The following is a 19,041-nucleotide window of genomic DNA, read 5'->3' as shown; positions in this document are numbered from 1 at the left end:
TACCACAGTGACGTACGAACCGCCGACCAACCCGAGCCTGTGGCAGGTCCTCCTCGCTGACGAGGAGGGATACGTCACCACCACGGCGAAGGCCCTCGACGAGTACGGGCAGGAAAGCAACGTCGAGGTCAGCATTCGCCGCCTGTCCGCTCTCCCGACTCAGATGAGCAACGGTTGGTGGCTGACCAACCGGCCCGAGGACGAGGCCGACATCGCCGTCGAGTGGAAGCTCGACATGGTCGACGACATCGGCGAGACCGACCACATCGACGCCCAGCTTAAGGCCGCCCAGGCGATGGCCGCTGGCCTCAACGGGGCGCTCGCCAACCAGGGCGACTGGAACCGCGGCACCGAGCTGTCCGCCGCTTTCCACGACCTCGGCGATCGCCTTGCCGCGTTCACCGGCGAGCTGCCCCGCTCGGTTTGGCTGACCTTTCACTTCGTCGTCCCGGCGGGCACCAAGACCTTCGCTGTCGAGCGGCTTGCCACCGCGCTGATCGACACGGCGCCCGTGGCGAAGAAGATCAGCAACTCCTGGGAGTACGAGGCCCAGAAGAAGTTGACCTGTGGCCTCGACATCTGCGTCCAGACGCCGATTCCGGCGCCCGACGAGGAGAACCCGGCCGTCCTGAAGGCCCGGATTGCCGAGCTGGAGGCCAAGCTCGCCGGGGGCAACCGGTGACCGCCACCGCCGTCGCCGCGGTCCTCGCCCTGGTCGTCGCGCTGCTCCGACTGCGCATCCACAAGCGCGAGGCCACCCGGCTCCGCGACGCCCGCAAGCACCTCCTCGACCGCGCCGACAAGCTCCGCCGCGAGTTGACCATCGCCACCGGCGAACGTGACGCCGCTGTCGAGCTCCTCGACGAGGCGAACGCCCGGATCGCGAAGTACGACGAGGGCCTGCGCTGGCGCAACGAGCTCCGGCAGGCCGCCGTCGAGCGGGCCTCCTACCTGATGGACAAGCCCCACCCGAAGCGCACCCGACGGCAGCGCCAGGACGACATCGACCGCGCCGCCTTCGAATCGGCCTGGAACGCCCGTTTCGAGGCGCCCGCTTTCATCCCGCCGCACGAGCAGGGAGACCACCAGTGAACCGCACCGTCCTGATCGGCTGCGCCATCGTCGTCGCGGCGATCGCCATCGGCGCCGCGATCATCCTGATCGGCATCGGGCAGTCCCGCCTGCGCCAGCTCGGCCCCGAGCACCCCGGCGCCACCGTCTCCACACCGCCGCTGCCTCCGGACGAGCCGACCAGGGTGACTCCGGTCCCGCACCCGTGGCCGCCGTTCGCCCCAGCCGCCCCGGCACAGCCGGTCGGCCGGCATCGCCAGGACACGATCGAGCGGGTGTCTCCGGGCTGGATGCCGCCGACCGCCGCCGAACGGCGCCGCGGACTCGAGCAGACCCGCATCATTCCCAGCTTCCAGTCCGTTCCTCGCAAGGCAGGCGGGGCATGACCGCGCCCACGGTCGACGAGGGCCTGGACCTGGTGCGCCGCCACCAGGCCGGAGACCCCGACGCGTTCGCCGAGATCTATCGCAGCCACTACGACACGGTCTACCGCTTCGTGTACCGGCGGTTGCCGGACAAGTATCTGGCCCAAGACCTCACACACGACACGTTCACCAGGGCGTTCGCCCGGCTCACTACGAACTTCGAGTGCCGCGACAAGGCGATCGGGGCCTGGCTCGTCACCATCGCCCGAAACTTGATCTCCGACCACTTCAAGAAGAAGTCCAACCGCTCGTCCTCTCTGTTCGACATCGTCCCGGAGGACAGCGCGGACCGGCTGCGGGACAGCCGGGCTCCGGCTGCGGATGAGCCGGTGCTGGCCGCGATGGCGCACGCCGAGTTGCGTGCCCGGTTGCTGGTCGCACTGGAGCTCCTGACGGAGCCGCAGCGCAACGTGATCATCCTGCGGTTCTTCCGTGAGCTGTCGATCGCCGACGCCAGCGCCGAGATGGGCATGACCGATGCGGCGCTCAAGACCCTCACCTGGCGGGCCACCCAGTCGCTGGCCCGGTACATGAGGCGGTCGTCGTGAGCGAGCCGATCACCGCTGCGCAGTCAGCTGCGGAGTGGGCCGAGGTCCTCCGCGAGAAGCCGCCGATCGTCCTCGCGACCGGGCCGGCCGCCGACGCCGCCCGTGCTGAGCGCGACGCCGTCCACCCGCTGCTGGCCGCCATGCGCGCCGCCGCCAACACCAAGTTCGACGCGAAGGGACACCCCCGATGAGCTTCACCTTCACCAAGGCCACCAAGAAGGCGGCTAAGGCCCGCATCGCGCTGGAGGGCCCGTCAGGCAGCGGCAAGACCTACACCGCCCTGACCACCGCCCGCGCCCTCGGCCAGCGCATCGCACTGATCGACACTGAGCACCGTTCGGCCAGCCTGTACGCCGACGAGTTCGACTTCGACACCCTGGAACTCGACAGCTACGACCCCCAGCTGCTCACCGGCGCGCTCGCCGCCGCCGCCAAGGCGGGCTACGACGTGATCGTCATCGACAGCCTGTCGCACTTCTGGATGGGCACCGACGGCATGCTCGAACAGGTCGACCGGGCCGCGAAGCGCTCCGCCGGCGGGAACACGTTCGGCGGCTGGAAGGAGATGCGGCCCACCGAGCGTCGCATGATCGAGGCGATGCTGGCCTATCCGGGCCACCTGATCGCAACGCTCCGCACCAAGACCGAATGGGTCGTCGAAGAGAACGACCGCGGCAAGAAGGTGCCGAAGAAGATCGGCCTGAAGGCCGAGCAGCGTGAGGGCCTGGAGTACGAGTTCACCCTGGTCGGCACGATGGACCTGGACAACACCCTGGTCGTCACGAAGAGCCGCTGCAAGACGCTTTCCGGTGCGGTGATCAACCGCCCGGACGCCTCCTTCGGGCAGACCCTCGGAGACTGGCTGCAGGACGGCGAGGCCGGACCGACCGCCGAGGAGATCCGCGACGAGGTCCTGGCGGCGCCTCACGCCACGTACGACGAGCTGATCGACGTGTACCGCAAAGCCGAGCGGCACGGCCTGCTGATGGCCGCGATCATCACGGACACCGGGGACAGCGCTGCGCTCGGCGACTTCATCCGGGGCCGTGGCCTGGAGGCGAAGGCCCGTTCCGCGCGTGCTGCTGAGCAGGAGCCCGCTGGAGCCCCGGCATGAGCCACACACCCACCGCCGAGCAGGCCGCCGTCATCGACGCCTTCACCAGCGAGGCCCGGCCCACGATCGTCGTGCAGGCCGGCGCTGGCTGCGGCAAGAGCAGCACGCTCAAGATGGCTGCGAACGCCCAGCCCCGACGCCGCGGCCTGTACGTCGCGTACAACAGGGCCCTGGCCACCGAAGCGAAGCGCGACTTCCCCGCCTCCGTCGACTGCCGGACCGCGCACTCGCTGGCGTTCGGGCCGGTCGGCCGTCACTTCTCGGCCCGCCTGTCCGGACCCCGCGTCCCCGCGAAGACCGCCGCCGAGGTCCTCGGCTTCAACAACCCGGTGCAGATCGCCGACGCGCTCGCCCCGCTGTCGCCGGTGAAGCTGGCCCGCCTGGTGATGGCGATGGTCGGCATGTTCCTCAACTCCGCCGACAACGAGCCCGGCGTCCAGCACCTGGTGCCGGTGGACGGGTACAGCGACACCGACAACGCCGAGCTCGCGAAGTACCTGGTGCCGTTCGCACGCAAGGCCTGGGACGACCTGCAGCTGGTCCGGGGCGGGCGGCTGCAGTTCACGCACGACACCTACCTGAAGATCTACCAGCTGTCGCGGCCGCGGATCCCGGTCGACTTCGTACTCCTCGACGAGGCCCAGGACCTGAGCCCCGTCATGGCCAGCCTGTTCCACTTCCAGGACCACGCCCAGCGCATCATGGTCGGCGACTCCGCCCAGGCCATCTACGGCTTCCGCGGGGCGATCGACGCGATGCGCAAGTTCGTCGCCGACCAGCGCCTCACCCTCTCTCAGTCGTTCCGGTTCGGGCCGGCCATCGCCGGTGAGGCCAACCGCTGGCTGGACCTGCTCCGCGCCCCGCTGCGGCTCCGCGGCTTCGAACCCGCTGGCTCGACGATCGGCATGCTGGACCGCCCGGATGCTGTCCTGTGCCGGTCCAACGCCGGAGCGATCGGCCAGCTGGTCGCCGCCGTATCCGCCGGCCGCCGCGCCGCCCTGGTCGGTGGCGGCACCGAGCTCGTACGGCTGGCCGAGGCCGCCATGGACCTCATGTCCGGCAAGGGCACGGCCCACCCCGAGCTGATCGCCTTCTCCACCTGGGACCAGGTGGAAGAGCACGCCGCCCTCGACGACGCTTCCGGCTCGCTGAAGGTGCTGGTGAAGCTGATCAACGAGCACACGCCGGAGCGCATCCTGGCCATCGTGTCGTCGCTGGTCGACGAGAAGCAGGCCGACGTCATCATCTCGACCGCGCACAAGGCCAAGGGCCGCGAATGGGATCAGGTTCGGATCGCCCCGGACTTCCGGGAGCCCCGCGTCGACCCTCTGACCGGGCGTCCGTTGTGGCGCAAGGACGAGCTGATGCTGGCGTACGTCGCGGTGACCCGGGCCCGGAAGGTCCTGGACCGGGGCGGCCTGGCCTGGCTCGACGACTTCGACCGCGGTGTCCCGGGGCCGTCGTCGTGGCTGGCCACCGCGGTACGGGAACACCCCGACGCGATCCTCGACGACCTACCCAACCCGTACGACCCCAACACCCAGGACGACGAGGACGGGGTCCCAGGACCGTGCCAGCCGATCGGCTGCGACAACGGCTTCCACCTGCCCCGCTGCTTCTACGCCGGCGAGTCGCTGTTGGACCCGGCTGAGGCGCTCCGGATCGGCCGGGCAGCGGCAGGGATCGCCCTGGAGACACCGGTGCCGGCGCCGCGTCGGTCCTGCCCGGACTGCCAGCACACGACGATCGCCCACCGCCCCGCCGGCCGGGGAGTCCGGTGCTCGGCGTGCGGCTGCACCACACCGCAGCTGGCCGGAGCGGTCGCATGAGCAGGGGTACCCGGACCGGCCGCCGCCGGCCGGTCCGGGCGCCCCGGCAGCCGCACCGCGGGATCGACCTGCACCCGTGGCAGCCGAGCGAGGTGCCGGGAGTCTGCGCAAGCTGCCCGCTGTCGGAGTCGAACTCGGTGCACGACGAAGCCGCGATCGCCGCGGCCGAGGCCGAGCGAGACGCCGCCCAGGCCGAGCACCAGCGCCGGGTAGGCGACCGGTGAGCCGCCGGGGAGGTGGCCCCGACCACGCCTGCAAGAGCAAGCACCCCTACCCGACAAGGGCATCAGCTGCGGTCGGAATGTCCGCACTGGCCCGGCGCACCGGCACCCGCTACCAGCAGCTCAACGTCTACCGCTGCCCCTACGCCAGTCACTGGCACGTGGGCCACAAGGCACAGAGGAGGCGCCGGTGAATGCCGAGGATTTCGACCCGCCGGAGCCGGACGAGGACGACTACTGCGGCCCGTGCGGCGGCGCCTGCCTGGGTGACGAGGTGCACGACCAGGCGTACATCGAGATCGTCACCGCGGTCCGCCTGGGAGTCCTGTGATCCGCCGCTGCCGGGTGTGCGGCCGGAAGCTGCGCAACCAGCTCGCCCGGGTCCGCGGAGTCGGCCCGAAGTGCGCCCGCCGGCTCGGCCTCACCCCATCCCCCCGCTGCAACACCGTGCTCGTCCCGTCTATCCGCTCGGCCCCGGCCGGATCCGTGCTCGGCCAACTCCCGCTGTTCGAACTCGAGGAGACCAGCCATGCCCAAACTGCCCCGTGACCTGATGTCCGGCGGGCTGAGTGTCGCCGTCCGTGGCCAGCTCGGCCCCGACGCGATCGCTCACCGCCACACCACCGACAAGCGGCCCAACACCCGCCGGGTGGTCGGCTCCAACCAGCCGGTCCAGGTGTCGGTGAACGTCCCGGCGTGTGACCCGAAGGGCGAGCCGTCGCCGCTGTACTCCGCGGCCTGGGCCGACCACAAGGGCGCCGTCGCCTGCACCGAACAGGCCTGCTTCCCCGACGCCTGACCCGCCCTGCTCTCCGGCCCGCCAGGGGAGGACCGGGCCGGAGAGCGCCCCCAGATCGGAACCACGCACATTGACGAAACCTAGGGATGGGCACATATGAGCTACCGCCAGGTCGCCGCGGTACTCGACCACGCCCCCGCCTCCCTCACCCCCGCCGAGGCCCTCGTCCTCGTCGCGATCGCCGAGCAGCTACGCGGCACGGGAGACACCCGGCAGATCGGCACCGACGACCTCGCGCGTCGGGCCCGGCTGTCGAAGTCGGCGCTGCGGGACGCGATCTCCCGGCTCGCCCGGAACGGCATCAGGGTCCGCATCCCGGTCGGCGTGGATCGACGCGGGTTCCCCCTGTACGCGCTGCCGGGCATCGCCCCGAGATGGACGGTCCCGGATTTCCCGGCACCGGTCGGATGCCGCTGTGAAGGGTGCCGGCAAGGGGACGACGCCTCGACACCCCCACAGCCCGTCCAGGACGCCGGAGCCGGTCCCGTAGGTGGCGACCAGTCGACACCTACCCAGAAACCCCAGGTCACGGAAGGTGGCGATACGTCGCCTCCTCCGTTCGTAGGAGGCGACCAGTCGACGGCAGGCGGCGACACATCGCCGTCAGGTGTCGACCAGTCGCCGCCAGGTGGCGACCCATCGCCCCCATATCCATCCCGTGCCGTACCCGTCCTCGATCAAGGCTCGCGACCCACTCTCGCCTACGTCGTGGACCAGACCGGAGCGACCGAGGATGAGGCACGCCTGATCTTGAAAACCGTTGCCAAGCGGTACCGGCCCCGCTCTCTCGGCGCCTACGTCCGCGGCATGCGCAAGGGCGACCTCCGCGAGCTCCTCGGCGAACACCGCGACACCCACAGCCCCAGCGGGCCCGGCATGCCCGACCAGTGCGGCAAATGCGGCCCCGGCCGGCTCATCCCACTCGACGACGGCCGCGCCAAACGCTGCCCCACCTGCCACCCCGGCGTGGCCCGGAAAACCGCGTAGGAGCCCCCGATGCCCGCACCTCACCGACTACCGCACGAACCCGAACTCACCGTCATCCCCGGCGTCGACCACGTCCAACTCGAGTTCGACTTTCGGCCCCCACCGCCAGCCCCGGCACCCGAGCCGGACGAGGACGACGGCCCGATCTGGAACAGCCTCGAAGACCACGCCGCCTACCTCGCCGAACTCCGCCGCAAAGCCGCCGCCCGCGCCCGCGCACGCCGCACCGCCGCCTGAAAGGCCCCCGCCATGGACCAGAAGCCCAGCCAGTACACCGAACAGCTCCACGCCCAGGCCCGCGACATCGCCCGCCGCATCGTCGCCGCAGCCGACGCACTCCCCGCCGGCAAACCGCGCCTCGACGCCGCGCACCAGCTCGCCATCGGCCCGATCGCCACCGAGATCACCATGGGCGCCGACTGCTGCCTCCACGACCAGTTCGGCCTGGCCGTCATGGTCGCTGCCGAGCTGGCCCTCCACTGCCGACCGGAGCAGCCCCGTGCAGCCACACCGAACCCCAGGTGAGAAACGCACCGCCGCAGCAGCCGCAGCCGCCGTAGCCCGCGCACAGGCCCGCGCCACACCACCACCAGAGCCCGAACCCGGCTTCACCTACATCACGCCCACAGCCGCCCGCCAGATCCGCCTACGACTCGAATCGGAGCGCACCCGATGACCAACCTCGACGCCCGCCTCAAGCACGTCCGCATCACCCAGGCCGACCTCGTCACCGAAGCCCGGCTCCGCTTCGGAGACGACACCATGGCCATCGCCTTCCAGTGCCCGCACTGCGACGACATCGCCACCTTCGGCGAGTTCCGTGACCTCGGCGCCGACCCCGGCCGATGCGGCCAGGAGTGCATCGGCCGCCACAGTGGTGCCCTCGACGCCAAGTACAAGACCCAGAAGTACAAGGGCCGCGGCTGCAACTGGGCCGCCTACGGCCTCTTCCGTGGCCCCTGGGAGATCGTCATCCCCGCCGAGAACACCGGCCACGCCGAGAAGTCCGTGTGGGGCTTCCCGCTCGCCGGAGAGCCGGCCCCTGACGGCCCCGTCGCCCGCTACCTCGCCGAGAAGGCCGAGGCCACCCGATGACCGAGCCCACCCCAGACCCCACCCTCTGCCGCAACACCAAGCCCGCCTCCTTCGACTACTGCCACCTCGACACCGGACACCCCGGACCCCACCGCGGCGCCATCGGAGCCCAATGGCCCAACACCCCCGACTTCGAACTGCCCACCGTCGGCGCCCTCCGCGAACAGGTCGACCAGCTCACCCGCGAACGCGACCAGGCCCGAAGCGATGCAGACGCCCTCCAGCGCCGCCTCAACGACTGGGACCAACGCCTTCGCCAGACCACCCGCGAACGCGACAGCCTCGCCCGACGCCTCGGCATCCGCTTCGAGCAGATCCAAGCCCTCGACCAGATGCGAGCCACCGTCGTCGGCCGCCTCGACCGTCTCCGCACCGCCGCGGACAACCTGATCGACGCACTCGACGAGGGCGACATCGACACCATCGGCCGCATCGAACGACTCCGCGAAGCCCTCCACGAGACCAGAGGCGAACGCGAAGACGACACGCGAATGGAACTCACGGAGGCCGCAATCGAACTCCTGGAGACCACCCCGTCAAGCGGCGACACGACTTCGGTCGTACGTAATACACGGGAGGGTGACCAAGATTTTTCCGGTGGCCCCGGGGGGACGCACTCATTGCATAAGAGTGATTATCCTATGCCCGAAAGTGAGGAAAACTCGCTTCCTGAGCGGTACATGATGGCCACCATCGCCCACCACAAGCTCGGCGACCTCTCCCGCCCAGAACCGAACCTCGCCTCGATCACCGGCGAGGACGACGAGCACTGGATCGGCTCCTGGGTCGAAGGCGGCGGCTTCATCGGCGTCCGCTTCCCCAAGACCTCGACGCGCGAACTCACGCCCGAGGAGACCAAGGAGTACGACGGCCGGGTCGTAGCCGTGGGCACCCAACTGCAGGGCTACGTCATCCGCATCCCCATGGACGTCGAGGACGGCACCCAGTGACCGACACCGACACCATCGTCATGAACGGCTACCCGGTCGGACCCGACGCCGCCCAAGCCCTCGCCATGTTCGGCATCGGCCGCACCTTCGCCGACATCTGCCGCGACACCGGCCACGACCCGACCACCGTCGCCCACGTCCTGGCCGCCGCGAAGCACCAGCGCGGCCGGGCCGCCCAGATGGCCCTGGCTTGGCAGCACAAGACCGGCCAGAGCCTCGTCGACGCCATGCGCGTCACGGCGATCGCCCCGCCGCCGCCCGCTTCGAACGACGAGCTGCGCGCCTGGGCCGCCGGCCGAGGCATCCCCGTCAGCCCGCACGGGCGGGTGCCGGCGTACGTGCGGATCGCGCACGAGCGGCTCATGGCCGAGGACCTGAGGGTGGCGTGATGCGGGAGATCCTCACCGATCCGATGAACCGTGAGCTGTTCGGCATGGCCTTGATTGCGTTCGCGCTGATCGGCCTCGGTATTTGGCTGAGGTACCGATGACCCTGCTCGCGTTCTTCATCGCCCTGTACGCCGCTGTGGTGGCCACTGCGCTGTGGACCGGTCTGGGCCTGTGCGTCCGGTGCGGCCGTGTGTGTCCGCCGTGGACGGACCTGTGCTGGCGCCACACCCCACACCCGTGAAGGAGCGCACGTGAAAGACGCCCTCGGCCGCGAGCACCTGGTCACCCTCGCGCTCCCGCTGCCGCTGGAAACCGCCGGCGCTCTGCTCAAGGCGATCTGTGAGGCCGCCGAGAAGCTCGGCTACACCGAGGTCTCGCTGTTGACGGACGGCATGAACCAGGTCGTCGCGACCCCGCCGAAGTAGCCCGCTGTGGGCCGTCCGTGTGACGGCCCACCACACCCAGGAGCACCCGATGACCGCACTCGTGCACGGATACACACTGAACCAAGTGGGCGACATTGCCCGATCCGCAGTCGTAGCAGCCGGTTACGCGCCATCCAACTTCGCCGACCGCTACGACGAGGCCTGGTCCGCCGTTGTGGAGACCCTCTACTCGGCGGACGCCGCCCCTGACCGCCAAGCGCTCTGGTATGCAGGCCTCGACGCAGTGCACGCCGCCATCCGTGATGACCGCCGCCACTACGGAGCTTCGGCTTTCGACCGGAACTCCGAGCTCGCCAGCGCTCCCGGCTTCGTCCGCTACTGGGGCAACGTTGTCACGCCGGACTTCAGTTCACCGATGGTCGAACGTTTCGCGGCACGTCAGATCTGGCGTCGGCTTTCTGGCCACCACAAGACGGTTCTCGCCACGTTCGCAGCGGCTGGCACGATCTATGAGACCGCTCGGCTCCTCGACGTCACCGCCCACGCTGCTCAGCAACGCATCGACAGGGCACGAGCAGCGTTCCGGGCACTGTGGCATGAGCACGAAACCCCGTCGCGGCAGTGGCGAAAGACCTACGCTGAGCGGCCCGTCGGCCAGCTTCAGGGATGCGGCACGACCGCTGGCTACACCCGGCACCGTCGCCGCAAAGAGACGGCGTGCGAGCCCTGTGCCGAGGCCTGGCGCTCGTACGGCCGTGGCCGGAAGCGGGCGCGTGCCCAGGCCGCGAGGGTGGCCGCGTGATCCGGCATCCGCACCAGCTCCACGCCCAAGCCGCCCTCTGGTCCCTCCGCCGCGCCCTCCGCCACCTCGACGAACACCGCGACGCCCTGCTCATCCGCCGCCCCCAGCTCGGCCCCGCCGAGTCCCGCCCCCGCACGCTCGCCCAGCTGGCCCGCCACGACGAACTGCTCCGGACCGAGCGCGCCGAGCGCAAGGCGGGCAGCCTGACCGGGCTGAAGCCCTCCGCCGGCTCAGCCGCGCCCGGTGACGCCCCAGGTCTCGCCGACCTCGAACGCGACCTCCACCAGGTCCTCGTCGAGGTGCATGGGCTGCTGGCGTACGCGCACCATCGTGATCCGCTGCTCGCCTGGACCCCGCTGTGGCACGAGGTCCTCGACGAGTGGGATATCCGGCGCGACGCCCGGTGGACGTGGCTGTCCGTCGTCCTCCCAGCCACCCCGGCCCGGATCGCGGAGGCGGTCGCCCTGGCCCTCGTCGACGCGGACCAGCTGGTGCGCTCGTACGCCGGCCTGGACGCGGACCTGATCGCCCCGCCGCTCGCCCCACCGTGCCCGGCGTGCGACCGACGGCGCCTGCGCATCCAGTCATCGGCGCCGGACAGCGCGCGGTGGACGGTGACGTGCGCGTCCTCGTGCGTGTGCATCGGTGACGGGTGCGAGTGCGGCATGGACGTCCCGACGCGCGGGGTACGGCACATCTGGGCAGCAGACTCGGCGCTCGCAGCATCGATCGCGGCCGGGGTACGGACGATGGGACTGGCAGCGTGACCGACCAGGGCTGGATGGCCGACTACGGCGACGACGGCTACGACCCGGTGTACGACCGGCTCGACGACCTCCTCGACTACGAACCTGACGAGCCGCCCTGCTGGTGCTCCTGGGACCAGTTCTGCTGGTTCTGCGAGCTGCCACCCGCTCGTGTGCGTCGTCAGCAGAAGCGTCGGTGGCAGCAGCGGCGTCGACGCTGGCGGAAGATCGAGCGGCACGCCAACGACCGGTTCTGGCAGACCCGCAACCGGCCCGCCTTCGACGACGAGGCACCGTTCTGATGGCCAGGCGACTCGGCTACGGCACCCGCGGACTCGGGGAACCGTGGTGGTTCCGGCTCTGGGGCGCCTTCAGCGTGCTGCTCGGCCTGACCTTCTGGGGCACCCTGATCTACGCGGGCTGGCACTTCGCCGCGAAGTACTGGTGAGCGCATGATCACGAATCCAGTTACCGGCGAGGAGTGGGGCACCGCCTTCGAGATCGCCGCTGCCCTCGGCGCCGACATCACCCCGAAGATGATCCGCAACTGGGCCACACGCGACGGCCTCCCCGCCGCCCGCCTTACCGGCCCCGGACGCGGCGCGGTGTACTACCCGCTGCCCGCCGCAGAAGAGATCGAACAGCGTAAACGCAGCTCACGACGCGGAAGGCCCCGAACGGTACGAGCTGCTTGACACCTTCGATCACGGCTTGCACTATTTGAGCACTCCAACCCAGTAGGTGGAGTCTCTTCACTGCTCAGCCCCGGCGCTCCGCACAGGCGTCGGGGCTGTTGCTGTCTCCGGGGTCTGCGGCGGGCACCTGCGGTCGGAGACAGCCCTGCGGCCGGCGCACGTCACGGACAGCCGTGCGCCGGCCCCCAAACCACAGCGCACCGCAAGGCGGTCGCGCGCGCCGCCGGCAAGGCCCGGCCCGCACCCCTCGGGAGAACACCATGCCGGCCAGAGGCCCATACAACCCGATCACCGACGAAGACCGCGGCCGGATCATCTCCCTCCACGCCGAAGGCCTGTCCCGCAACAAGATCGCCAAACTGGCGAAGCGCTCCCAGGCCACCGTCTCCAAGGTGTGCGCCGAAGCCGGCCTCTCCTTCGACCGGCACCTGGTCGCTGAAGCCGTCGCCGCGAGAGTCGTCGACGCCGCCCACCGGCGCGCGAAGCTCCAGGACGAGGCACTCGCCGGCGCCCAGCGCCTCATGGAGCAGATGTTCACCGAGTCGAAGATCTACAACTTCGGCGGCAAGGAGAACGACTACAACGAGCGCTCGGTGCCCGAGCCGCCGTTCCGTGACAAGCAGTCCATCGCCATCGCGGTCAAAGCCCTCGCCGACACCGCCCTGAAGCTGGCTGAGTACGACAAGGACACCGGCGACGAGGGCGAGAAGTCCATGCTGACGGACCTGCGGGACCGGCTCATCCAGGCGTTCGGCGCACCCCGCAACCAGTGACGGGACTCGACCTCCGGGACCTGCCGGTCTCCGAGAAGCAGGTCCAATACCTCGTCGAATCGGACCGGTTCGTCAACCTCGCCGAGGGCGCCATCCGCTCCGGGAAGACCGCCAGTGGGCTGCTGCGGTGGCTGATGTTCATCGCCGACCCCAAGACCCCCACCACCGGGGACCTGCTCGTCACGGCGAAGACGTACGACACCGCGGTCCGCAACATCTTCAACCCGCTCCGCGACCCGCGCCTGTTCGGCCCGCTCGCCAAGGCCACCAGCTACACCCGCGGCTCGTCGACGGCGACCATCCTCGGCGAAACCGTCGAAGTGATCACCTTCAACGACGCCAAGGCCGAAGGCCGCCTCCGCGGCATGACCTGCCGCGGAGCCTACGTCGACGAGTGGTCCCTGATGCAGCAGCCATTCCACGAGCAGCTCCTCGGCCGCTGCTCCGTCGACGGCTCCCAGATCTTCGGGAACACCAACCCCGACAACCCGATGCACTGGCTCAAGACCGACGGCATCGACCGTGCCGGACCGGGCGGCGAGCTGGCCGGCGACTGGTACGTCCTGAAGTTCCTCCTCGACGACAACCCCGTCCTGTCCCAGCAGGTGAAGGACCGCTACCACCGGCAGTACAAGGGCCTCTACTTCAAGCGCAACATCTTGGGCCTGTGGGTGATGGCCGAGGGCGCCATCTACGAGTCCTGGGACCCGGACCGGCACGTCGTCAAAGACCTGCCCCCGATCGACCGCTGGATCAGCCTGGGTATCGACCATGGCACGGTCAACCCGTTCGCCGGCCTCATCCTCGGCGTCGGCGTCGACGGGCTGCTCTACCTGGCCCGCGAGTGGCGCTGGGACAGCAAGAAGAAGCAGCGGCAGCTGTCCGACGTGCAGTACTCCCGCCGGCTACGCGAGTGGCTTGACCACCTGCGCATCAACCCCGAGTGGGTGTGCGTCGACCCGTCAGCCGCGAACTTCCGGCAGCAGATGCACGACGACGGCTTCACCCCGATCAAGGCGGACAACGCCGTCGAGGACGGCATCCGCCTGGTCGACTCGCTGCTCTCCGAAGGCCTGCTCCGCGTGCACGAGTCGTGTGCGGGCTGGATCGAGGAGTGCCCCGGCTACGTGTGGGACCCGGACGCGGCGCTGAAGGGCGAGGACAAGCCGATCAAGTTGATGGACCACTCGATGGACGCCGGTCGGTACGCGATCAAGACGCCTGAGGTGCTGTGGCGGCCGCTGGTGCGGGAGACGCCGGGCGTGCTCGCCGCGGCCTGATCCGAGGAGCCCCGATGCACGAGGTCGAGCCGCTGCTTCGCACCTCCGAGGTGGCCGAGACGTTCCGCGTCGGCCCGGACACTGTGCGCCGGTGGGCGGACGCCGGGAAGCTGTCGGTCGTCTTCACGCTGGGCGGCCACCGTCGCTATCTGGAGCGGGAGATCCGCGCCATCATCGTCCCGATCCGTGAAGGAGCCCCTGATGGACTTCGGCCAGGCACTGAGCGCGCTGAAGAGTGGCAGCAAGGTCAGCCGTAGCGGCTGGAACGGCAAGGGCATGTACGTCGTGCTCCAGAAGGGCTATCCGGATGGCATCGGCGCGAACGCGAACACCGCCGAGGCCCTCGGCGTCGACGAGGGCACGGTGCTGGTGTTCCGCCCGTACCTGACGATGCGCACCGTCGACGGCGAGTTCGTGCCGTGGGTCGCCTCGCAGACCGACCTGCTCGCCGAGGACTGGCTCCTGGCCGGCGGGATCGTCCGACCCACCACCGACAAGGAGAACCCGTGACGCTGTCCCTGGGCTGCACCGTCTTCTACACGCTGTCCGCCGGCGACGTTGACGCCATCGACCGGAACCTGCCGCTCACCCGAGGCCACCAGGTCCGTAACCTGGTCAGCGTGGGCCAGGTCCTCCCGGCCGTCGTCACCGCCATCTTCGACGGCAGCGATGTGACGGCGAACCTGAAGGTCCAGCTCGACGGTGAGGACTGCTACTGGGCTACGTCCCGCACGTTCGGGGACCGCCCGGGCACGTGGTTCTGGCCGCCGCGCGTCTGATCGTCCGGGGAACGCCGTTTGGCATGGTCACTCGATGTCGTATACCCGTGACGGTTGTTGGCCCAGGCCGGGCCGCACGGCCCATCGGATACCATTGACGTCCGTGAACTGGACCTCCAGATCGAAATGATCCGGCAGTTCATGCTGCTGAGCGGCGCCCGGCCATTTGATCATGACTTCCCACTGAAGTTGTTGCCGCTTGCCGCCTTCGAGAACCGGCAACGGTGCTGGGCCGCCGATGAACTTGCCTAGTTGGGCCTGAGTTTCGCGGTACACCAGTTTCCCGACCACGTTGGTGATCGGATGCATGCCGTAATTCCCGACGACGATCTTGTACTGGTCCATCCGGCCGAAGAGATGACCGTCCACACCTGCATCGTGGAGCACCACGGTTCTTGCCTGCGCATCCTGTGCGCTTCGCTCTGCCTTGCGCAGATCATCAACGTCTTGCCGTCGACGCTCGGTCTCATGGCGCAGAGCCCGGCCAGCGTAGATGAGAGTTCCGACGGTGCCGATGCCGCCGACCCACGTACCGACGGCTTCCACCCAGTCAGGCGAGAGATCCACGACGTTCGAGCGTAGGCCACCTGCGCAATCAAGGAGGTGGCCAGCGTGCCGATCCCCACCGAAGGCGCCTGGCCACCCCCGGAATTTGCCCCCGCCTACCAGGCATACACCGACTGGGACGCCTGGTACGACGGCACCGCCGACAAGCTCCGCAACGTCTACCGCTGGCGCGACAGCAACGGCCAGTCCCTCCCGCCCTCGCAGCGTGCACGGGCCGGGCAGTACGCCGGTGGGCTCGTCGGCACCATCTCCCGCTGGCTCTGGGGCTCACCGCCCCCGCAGGGCGCCCGGGACGGGCGGATCCACATCCCGCTCCCCGCCGACCTCGCCCGCACCGCCGCCGACCTGATCTTCTCCGAGCCGCCCGCCATCACCAGCGAGAACGACGCCGTGACGGCCCGCCTGGAGCAGCTCGAAGAAGACGGCCTCCACACCCTGCTCCTCCACGCTGCTGAGGCTGCGTCCGCCCTCGGCGACGTCTACCTCCGCCCCGTCCGCGACCCCGAGGTGTACAAGGACCGCGCGTTCCTGGCCACGGTGCACGCCGACGGAGCGATCCCGCTCATCCGCTGGGGCCGCCTCATCGAGGTCACGTTCTGGTCCGTGCTCGCCTCCGACGGCGACAAAGTCGTCCGCCTGCTCGAGCACCACGAACGCGGCCGCATCGTCCACGCCGTCCACGAAGGCACGCACGACAAGCTCGGCCGCCCCGTACCGCTGACGGACTACAGCGCCTCCGCGCACCTCGCCGACCTGGTCGACGAGACCGGCAGCGAGGAGACAAAGCTCGACCGGCTCGACGTCGTCCGCATCCCGAACGCAGGCCCACAACGCACCTGGCGCACCATCGCCGGGCTGAAGTACCTCGGCCGCTCCGACTTCCAGGGCAACGAGCCGATCTTCGACCAGATCGACGAAACGTGGACCTCGTGGATGCGCGACGTCCGGCTCGCCAAGGCCCGGCTCGTCGTCCCCGACCACTTCCTCCAGTCGCAGGGCCGCGGCAACGGCGCCACCTTCGACGCGGACCGCGAGGTGTGGGCAGCCGTTAACTCGATGGGCAACCGAGAAGCTGCGATGGGCCAACAGATCTCGGCGCACCAGTTCGCCATCCGCTGGCAAGAGCACAAGGAGACCGCCGAGTCGCTCAACACTCAGGCCCTCCGGCATGCTGGCCTCTCGTCGCAGACGCTCGGCGAAGAGGGCAACATCGCGGTCACCGCGACCGAAGCCCAGGCCAAGGAGCGGATGAGCTTCACGACGCGCGGCAACCGCATCTCGGGCGCGTGGAAGCCGGGCATCCGCGACGCGGTGGAGCTCCTGCTGGAGTACGAACGCGCCTGGGGCCTCGCCGCGGCGGTCGATCCGGAGAAGCCGAACGTCGAGTTCGGCGACTCGGTGAGCGATGGCCCCGAGACCGTCGCCCGCGTCATCCAGCTCCTCAACGCCGCCTCCGCCATCTCCATCGAAACCTCAGTGCGGATGGTGCACCCCGACTGGGACGACACCCAGGTCCGCGAGGAGATCTCCCGGATCCGGGAGGACCAACGCTCGGCGATCTCTGTTGAGGAGACGCTCGGCGGCCACGCCGGAAACGGACCGCCCGGCAGCGAAGACGAGGACGACGACGCGGCGGAGGACAAGCCCGAGGAGTAGGCGATGGCGGTCGACCCGGACCAGATGGAGGAGATCGTCCGGGAGACCGTCGACCTGTACCGGGCCGCCGAACAGGCTGTCCTCGCCCAGGTGACTCGCCGGCTGGCCGAAGGCCTCGACGCACCCGACTGGGCCGCCCGCCGCCTCGGTGCCCTGTCGACGCTGCGCACGAGCGTGGAGCGGATCCTGACGATCGTGCAGCGCGCCTCCGCGCTAGCGATCCGGACCGCGCTCGCCGCCGCCTACCGGGCCGGAAGCGCGTCGGCCCTGTTCGGCATCCCCGCGAGGCTTCTGCCCCGCGACCCCGATGCCGCCCGCGCGCCCGCCGTGCTCGGCGAGATCCCGCGTGCCAGCGTGATCCACAACCTTGCTGCGGCCCTCGTCCGGGACATCGGCGAGCGCTCGCAGAACGTCCTCCGTGACGTGCTCGATGCGTACCGGAAGGTGATCGCCCAGGCGACCGCAGCCAGCGTGGCCGGCGGCATCACTCGCCGCGAGGCCTCCCAGATGGCCTACGCCCGGTTCGTCGACCGCGGCCTCACCTCGTTCGCCGACCGGTCCGGCCGGCGCTGGCGGCTCACCTCCTACGTCGAGATGGGCGTCCGCACCGTGACCGCCCGCGCCGCCGTGCAGGGCCAGACCGACCGGCAGCAGCGCCTCGGCCTGCAACTGGTCATCGTGTCCAACGTCGCCGACGAGTGCGAGCGCTGCCGCCCGTACGAGGGCCAGATCCTGCGCATCGACCGCGGCCCGACCGGCGACGTGACAGTGCCGCACCAGATCACCGGCGAACCTGTGCAGATCGAGATCCGCGCGGTGCTGGAGAACGCCCGCCGGGCCGGGTTTCAGCACCCGAACTGCCGCCACTCGGTGCGCGCGTACCTGCCCGGCGTGACGAAACATCCCACGATCCCTACTGCCGACCCGGAGGGCGACCTCGCGCGGCAGCGGCAGCGGGCAATCGAGCGCAACATCCGCCGATGGAAGGAACGCGAGCAGGCCGCGCTGACTCCTGAGGCGAAGGCCGGCGCGAAGGCCCGGGTACGGAAATGGCAGAACGAGATGCGCGAGCACCTCAAGGCCAACCCGGCGCTGAAGCGGCTGGCCTATCGGGAGCAGATCGGCGGCGGCAACCTGCCCCGCCAGCGGCGGGCCACGAACACCGCGGTGCTGGCGTCCGGCTCAGCGCCAGCGCCGCGGCCCATCCCCTACGCGGAACGTCTCGCTGCGGCGGCCACCGGCCAGCAGGCACTCGACACCCCGCAGCTCGGCGTCTCCCGCCGGCCACGGCCCGAGGAGCACGCGGACAGCCTGCGGGCGGTCAACACCTACACGGGCGCGGAGTACGCGGCGATCAACCGCCACCTGCGCGGGCAGACGCTCCCGTACGGGTACGAGGCTGCGGACGTCACGCCGATCATCGCCCGCATGGACCAGGCCATGGCCGCCTCCACCCTCACCCAGGACATCGCCGTGCACCGCGGTGTGCTCCACGGCAGCCAGCTGTTCGGCGACCGCCTGGACGGGGACTTGACCGGCACCGAGTGGCGCGAGGAGGCTTTCCTCTCCACCACCGTCAAGGAGGCGACCGCGGTCAGTTTCGCCAGCGGCGGAAAAACACCCGTCGTCATGCGGATCCTGGCCCCGGCCGGCACACCCGCCGTCGAAGCCTCCGACATGCGCCTGGAAGCCGAGGTCCTGATCGCCCGAGGCCAGCGCCTGCGTGTGGTGGCCGACCGCGGCCGCGACCCCCAGGGCGTGCGCCACATCGACGTAGAGGTGGTGACCGGTGGCTGACGAGGAGTTCACCGACGGCGAGGAGCGGATGCGGGAACGGCAGGACGGCGACTACACGCCGCCGATCCTGGCCGAACCGCGCGGTGGTCCGATCCCGGTGTGGGCCCCGGAACCGGACGACGAGCAGTAGCG

The 19,041-nt window shown here is 69.9% G+C and carries 32 protein-coding genes; 31 read left to right on the top strand and 1 reads right to left on the bottom strand.

What is annotated here, in order from left to right; all coding sequences use genetic code 11:
- Positions 1 to 7 precede the first annotated feature (7 nt).
- The 28 genes from CLV67_RS08900 to CLV67_RS08780 all read left to right on the top strand — a co-directional run bounded on the left by CLV67_RS08900 (position 8) and on the right by CLV67_RS08780 (position 14,889).
- Complete coding sequence (locus tag CLV67_RS08900; protein WP_106316699.1) at positions 8 to 682, top strand: hypothetical protein; 675 nt, start codon at positions 8 to 10, stop codon at positions 680 to 682.
- A complete protein-coding gene (locus tag CLV67_RS08895) occupies positions 679 to 1,092 on the top strand; it encodes a hypothetical protein (RefSeq protein WP_106316698.1) in 414 nt (137 codons plus the stop codon). The genes CLV67_RS08900 and CLV67_RS08895 overlap by 4 nt, the downstream gene beginning before the upstream one ends.
- Positions 1,089 to 1,457, top strand: a complete 369-nt coding sequence (locus CLV67_RS08890) for a hypothetical protein (protein ID WP_106316697.1) — start codon at positions 1,089 to 1,091, stop codon at positions 1,455 to 1,457. The genes CLV67_RS08895 and CLV67_RS08890 overlap by 4 nt, the downstream gene beginning before the upstream one ends.
- Positions 1,454 to 2,044, top strand: coding sequence for a sigma-70 family RNA polymerase sigma factor (locus tag CLV67_RS08885; RefSeq protein WP_106316696.1), 591 nt, complete (start codon positions 1,454 to 1,456; stop codon positions 2,042 to 2,044). The genes CLV67_RS08890 and CLV67_RS08885 overlap by 4 nt, the downstream gene beginning before the upstream one ends.
- Positions 2,041 to 2,235, top strand: a complete 195-nt coding sequence (locus CLV67_RS08880; protein WP_106316695.1) for a hypothetical protein — start codon at positions 2,041 to 2,043, stop codon at positions 2,233 to 2,235. Before CLV67_RS08885 ends, CLV67_RS08880 begins: the two co-directional genes overlap by 4 nt.
- Complete coding sequence (locus CLV67_RS08875; RefSeq protein ID WP_106316694.1) at positions 2,232 to 3,158, top strand: ATP-binding protein; 927 nt, start codon at positions 2,232 to 2,234, stop codon at positions 3,156 to 3,158. Before CLV67_RS08880 ends, CLV67_RS08875 begins: the two co-directional genes overlap by 4 nt.
- The gene (locus CLV67_RS08870; protein ID WP_106316693.1) at positions 3,155 to 4,987 is read left to right on the top strand and encodes a UvrD-helicase domain-containing protein; all 1,833 of its coding nucleotides are present in this window, start codon (positions 3,155 to 3,157) and stop codon (positions 4,985 to 4,987) included. Before CLV67_RS08875 ends, CLV67_RS08870 begins: the two co-directional genes overlap by 4 nt.
- Positions 4,984 to 5,211, top strand: a complete 228-nt coding sequence (locus tag CLV67_RS08865) for a hypothetical protein (RefSeq protein ID WP_106316692.1) — start codon at positions 4,984 to 4,986, stop codon at positions 5,209 to 5,211. Before CLV67_RS08870 ends, CLV67_RS08865 begins: the two co-directional genes overlap by 4 nt.
- A 187-nt stretch (positions 5,212 to 5,398) precedes the next feature.
- A complete protein-coding gene (locus CLV67_RS51760; RefSeq protein ID WP_170153790.1) occupies positions 5,399 to 5,539 on the top strand; it encodes a hypothetical protein in 141 nt (46 codons plus the stop codon).
- On the top strand, positions 5,536 to 5,757 hold the full coding sequence (locus tag CLV67_RS54705) for a DUF6011 domain-containing protein (protein WP_373873146.1): 222 nt from the start codon (positions 5,536 to 5,538) through the stop codon (positions 5,755 to 5,757). Before CLV67_RS51760 ends, CLV67_RS54705 begins: the two co-directional genes overlap by 4 nt.
- On the top strand, positions 5,738 to 6,007 hold the full coding sequence (locus tag CLV67_RS08860) for a hypothetical protein (RefSeq protein WP_106316691.1): 270 nt from the start codon (positions 5,738 to 5,740) through the stop codon (positions 6,005 to 6,007). The genes CLV67_RS54705 and CLV67_RS08860 overlap by 20 nt, the downstream gene beginning before the upstream one ends.
- Before the next feature lie 96 nt (positions 6,008 to 6,103).
- Positions 6,104 to 6,994 carry a MarR family winged helix-turn-helix transcriptional regulator gene (locus CLV67_RS50970; RefSeq protein ID WP_146169022.1) on the top strand — a complete coding sequence of 297 codons (891 nt, stop codon included), beginning with the start codon at positions 6,104 to 6,106 and terminating at the stop codon, positions 6,992 to 6,994.
- A gap of 9 nt (positions 6,995 to 7,003) precedes the next feature.
- On the top strand, positions 7,004 to 7,231 hold the full coding sequence (locus CLV67_RS08845) for a hypothetical protein (protein WP_106316688.1): 228 nt from the start codon (positions 7,004 to 7,006) through the stop codon (positions 7,229 to 7,231).
- Between the two features lie 12 nt (positions 7,232 to 7,243).
- Entirely contained in the window at positions 7,244 to 7,519 is a 276-nt protein-coding gene (locus CLV67_RS08840) for a hypothetical protein (protein WP_106316687.1), read from the top strand.
- Between the two features lie 147 nt (positions 7,520 to 7,666).
- Positions 7,667 to 8,089, top strand: coding sequence for a VVA0879 family protein (locus CLV67_RS08835; RefSeq protein ID WP_106316686.1), 423 nt, complete (start codon positions 7,667 to 7,669; stop codon positions 8,087 to 8,089).
- The gene (locus CLV67_RS08830) at positions 8,086 to 9,039 is read left to right on the top strand and encodes a hypothetical protein (RefSeq protein ID WP_106316685.1); all 954 of its coding nucleotides are present in this window, start codon (positions 8,086 to 8,088) and stop codon (positions 9,037 to 9,039) included. Before CLV67_RS08835 ends, CLV67_RS08830 begins: the two co-directional genes overlap by 4 nt.
- Positions 9,036 to 9,428 carry a hypothetical protein gene (locus CLV67_RS08825; RefSeq protein ID WP_106316684.1) on the top strand — a complete coding sequence of 131 codons (393 nt, stop codon included), beginning with the start codon at positions 9,036 to 9,038 and terminating at the stop codon, positions 9,426 to 9,428. The genes CLV67_RS08830 and CLV67_RS08825 overlap by 4 nt, the downstream gene beginning before the upstream one ends.
- Positions 9,429 to 9,679: 251 nt before the next feature.
- Positions 9,680 to 9,853 carry a hypothetical protein gene (locus tag CLV67_RS51755; protein ID WP_170153789.1) on the top strand — a complete coding sequence of 58 codons (174 nt, stop codon included), beginning with the start codon at positions 9,680 to 9,682 and terminating at the stop codon, positions 9,851 to 9,853.
- 49 nt (positions 9,854 to 9,902) lie between these two features.
- On the top strand, positions 9,903 to 10,616 hold the full coding sequence (locus CLV67_RS08820; protein WP_146169021.1) for a hypothetical protein: 714 nt from the start codon (positions 9,903 to 9,905) through the stop codon (positions 10,614 to 10,616).
- The gene (locus CLV67_RS08815) at positions 10,613 to 11,383 is read left to right on the top strand and encodes a hypothetical protein (protein WP_106316682.1); all 771 of its coding nucleotides are present in this window, start codon (positions 10,613 to 10,615) and stop codon (positions 11,381 to 11,383) included. The genes CLV67_RS08820 and CLV67_RS08815 overlap by 4 nt, the downstream gene beginning before the upstream one ends.
- Positions 11,380 to 11,664: a hypothetical protein gene (locus tag CLV67_RS08810; RefSeq protein WP_106316681.1), complete on the top strand. Its 285-nt coding sequence runs from the start codon at positions 11,380 to 11,382 to the stop codon at positions 11,662 to 11,664. Before CLV67_RS08815 ends, CLV67_RS08810 begins: the two co-directional genes overlap by 4 nt.
- Positions 11,664 to 11,810, top strand: a complete 147-nt coding sequence (locus tag CLV67_RS51750) for a hypothetical protein (protein WP_170153788.1) — start codon at positions 11,664 to 11,666, stop codon at positions 11,808 to 11,810. Before CLV67_RS08810 ends, CLV67_RS51750 begins: the two co-directional genes overlap by 1 nt.
- Positions 11,811 to 11,814: 4 nt before the next feature.
- Entirely contained in the window at positions 11,815 to 12,057 is a 243-nt protein-coding gene (locus CLV67_RS08805; protein WP_106316680.1) for a hypothetical protein, read from the top strand.
- A gap of 260 nt (positions 12,058 to 12,317) precedes the next feature.
- The gene (locus CLV67_RS08800; protein ID WP_106316679.1) at positions 12,318 to 12,830 is read left to right on the top strand and encodes a helix-turn-helix domain-containing protein; all 513 of its coding nucleotides are present in this window, start codon (positions 12,318 to 12,320) and stop codon (positions 12,828 to 12,830) included.
- Positions 12,827 to 14,110 carry a PBSX family phage terminase large subunit gene (locus tag CLV67_RS08795; RefSeq protein WP_106316678.1) on the top strand — a complete coding sequence of 428 codons (1,284 nt, stop codon included), beginning with the start codon at positions 12,827 to 12,829 and terminating at the stop codon, positions 14,108 to 14,110. The genes CLV67_RS08800 and CLV67_RS08795 overlap by 4 nt, the downstream gene beginning before the upstream one ends.
- 14 nt (positions 14,111 to 14,124) lie before the next feature.
- Complete coding sequence (locus CLV67_RS08790; RefSeq protein ID WP_106317108.1) at positions 14,125 to 14,367, top strand: helix-turn-helix domain-containing protein; 243 nt, start codon at positions 14,125 to 14,127, stop codon at positions 14,365 to 14,367.
- Complete coding sequence (locus tag CLV67_RS08785) at positions 14,312 to 14,620, top strand: DUF2829 domain-containing protein (RefSeq protein WP_106316677.1); 309 nt, start codon at positions 14,312 to 14,314, stop codon at positions 14,618 to 14,620. Before CLV67_RS08790 ends, CLV67_RS08785 begins: the two co-directional genes overlap by 56 nt.
- Positions 14,617 to 14,889, top strand: a complete 273-nt coding sequence (locus CLV67_RS08780) for a hypothetical protein (protein WP_106316676.1) — start codon at positions 14,617 to 14,619, stop codon at positions 14,887 to 14,889. The genes CLV67_RS08785 and CLV67_RS08780 overlap by 4 nt, the downstream gene beginning before the upstream one ends.
- A gap of 27 nt (positions 14,890 to 14,916) precedes the next feature.
- On the opposite strand, the gene CLV67_RS50965 is transcribed toward CLV67_RS08780, so the two are convergent.
- A complete protein-coding gene (locus tag CLV67_RS50965) occupies positions 14,917 to 15,456 on the bottom strand; it encodes a hypothetical protein (RefSeq protein WP_146169020.1) in 540 nt (179 codons plus the stop codon).
- Between the two features lie 45 nt (positions 15,457 to 15,501).
- On the opposite strand from CLV67_RS50965, the gene CLV67_RS08765 reads away from it, so the two are divergent.
- Genes CLV67_RS08765 through CLV67_RS51745 form a run of 3 tightly spaced genes read left to right on the top strand, consistent with a single transcriptional unit; the run spans position 15,502 to position 19,039 of the window.
- Complete coding sequence (locus CLV67_RS08765) at positions 15,502 to 17,112, top strand: phage portal protein (protein ID WP_106317106.1); 1,611 nt, start codon at positions 15,502 to 15,504, stop codon at positions 17,110 to 17,112.
- Between the two features lie 3 nt (positions 17,113 to 17,115).
- Entirely contained in the window at positions 17,116 to 18,909 is a 1,794-nt protein-coding gene (locus CLV67_RS54190) for a phage minor capsid protein (protein ID WP_106316673.1), read from the top strand.
- The gene (locus CLV67_RS51745; RefSeq protein ID WP_170153787.1) at positions 18,902 to 19,039 is read left to right on the top strand and encodes a hypothetical protein; all 138 of its coding nucleotides are present in this window, start codon (positions 18,902 to 18,904) and stop codon (positions 19,037 to 19,039) included. Before CLV67_RS54190 ends, CLV67_RS51745 begins: the two co-directional genes overlap by 8 nt.
- Positions 19,040 to 19,041: the final 2 nt, after the last annotated feature.

The sequence above is a fragment of the Actinoplanes italicus genome (assembly GCF_003001815.1).
In the GTDB taxonomy this organism is placed as follows: domain Bacteria; phylum Actinomycetota; class Actinomycetes; order Mycobacteriales; family Micromonosporaceae; genus Actinoplanes; species Actinoplanes italicus.
Note: the sequence above shows the minus strand (reverse complement) of the source record. Positions and strands in the feature narration are given on the sequence as shown.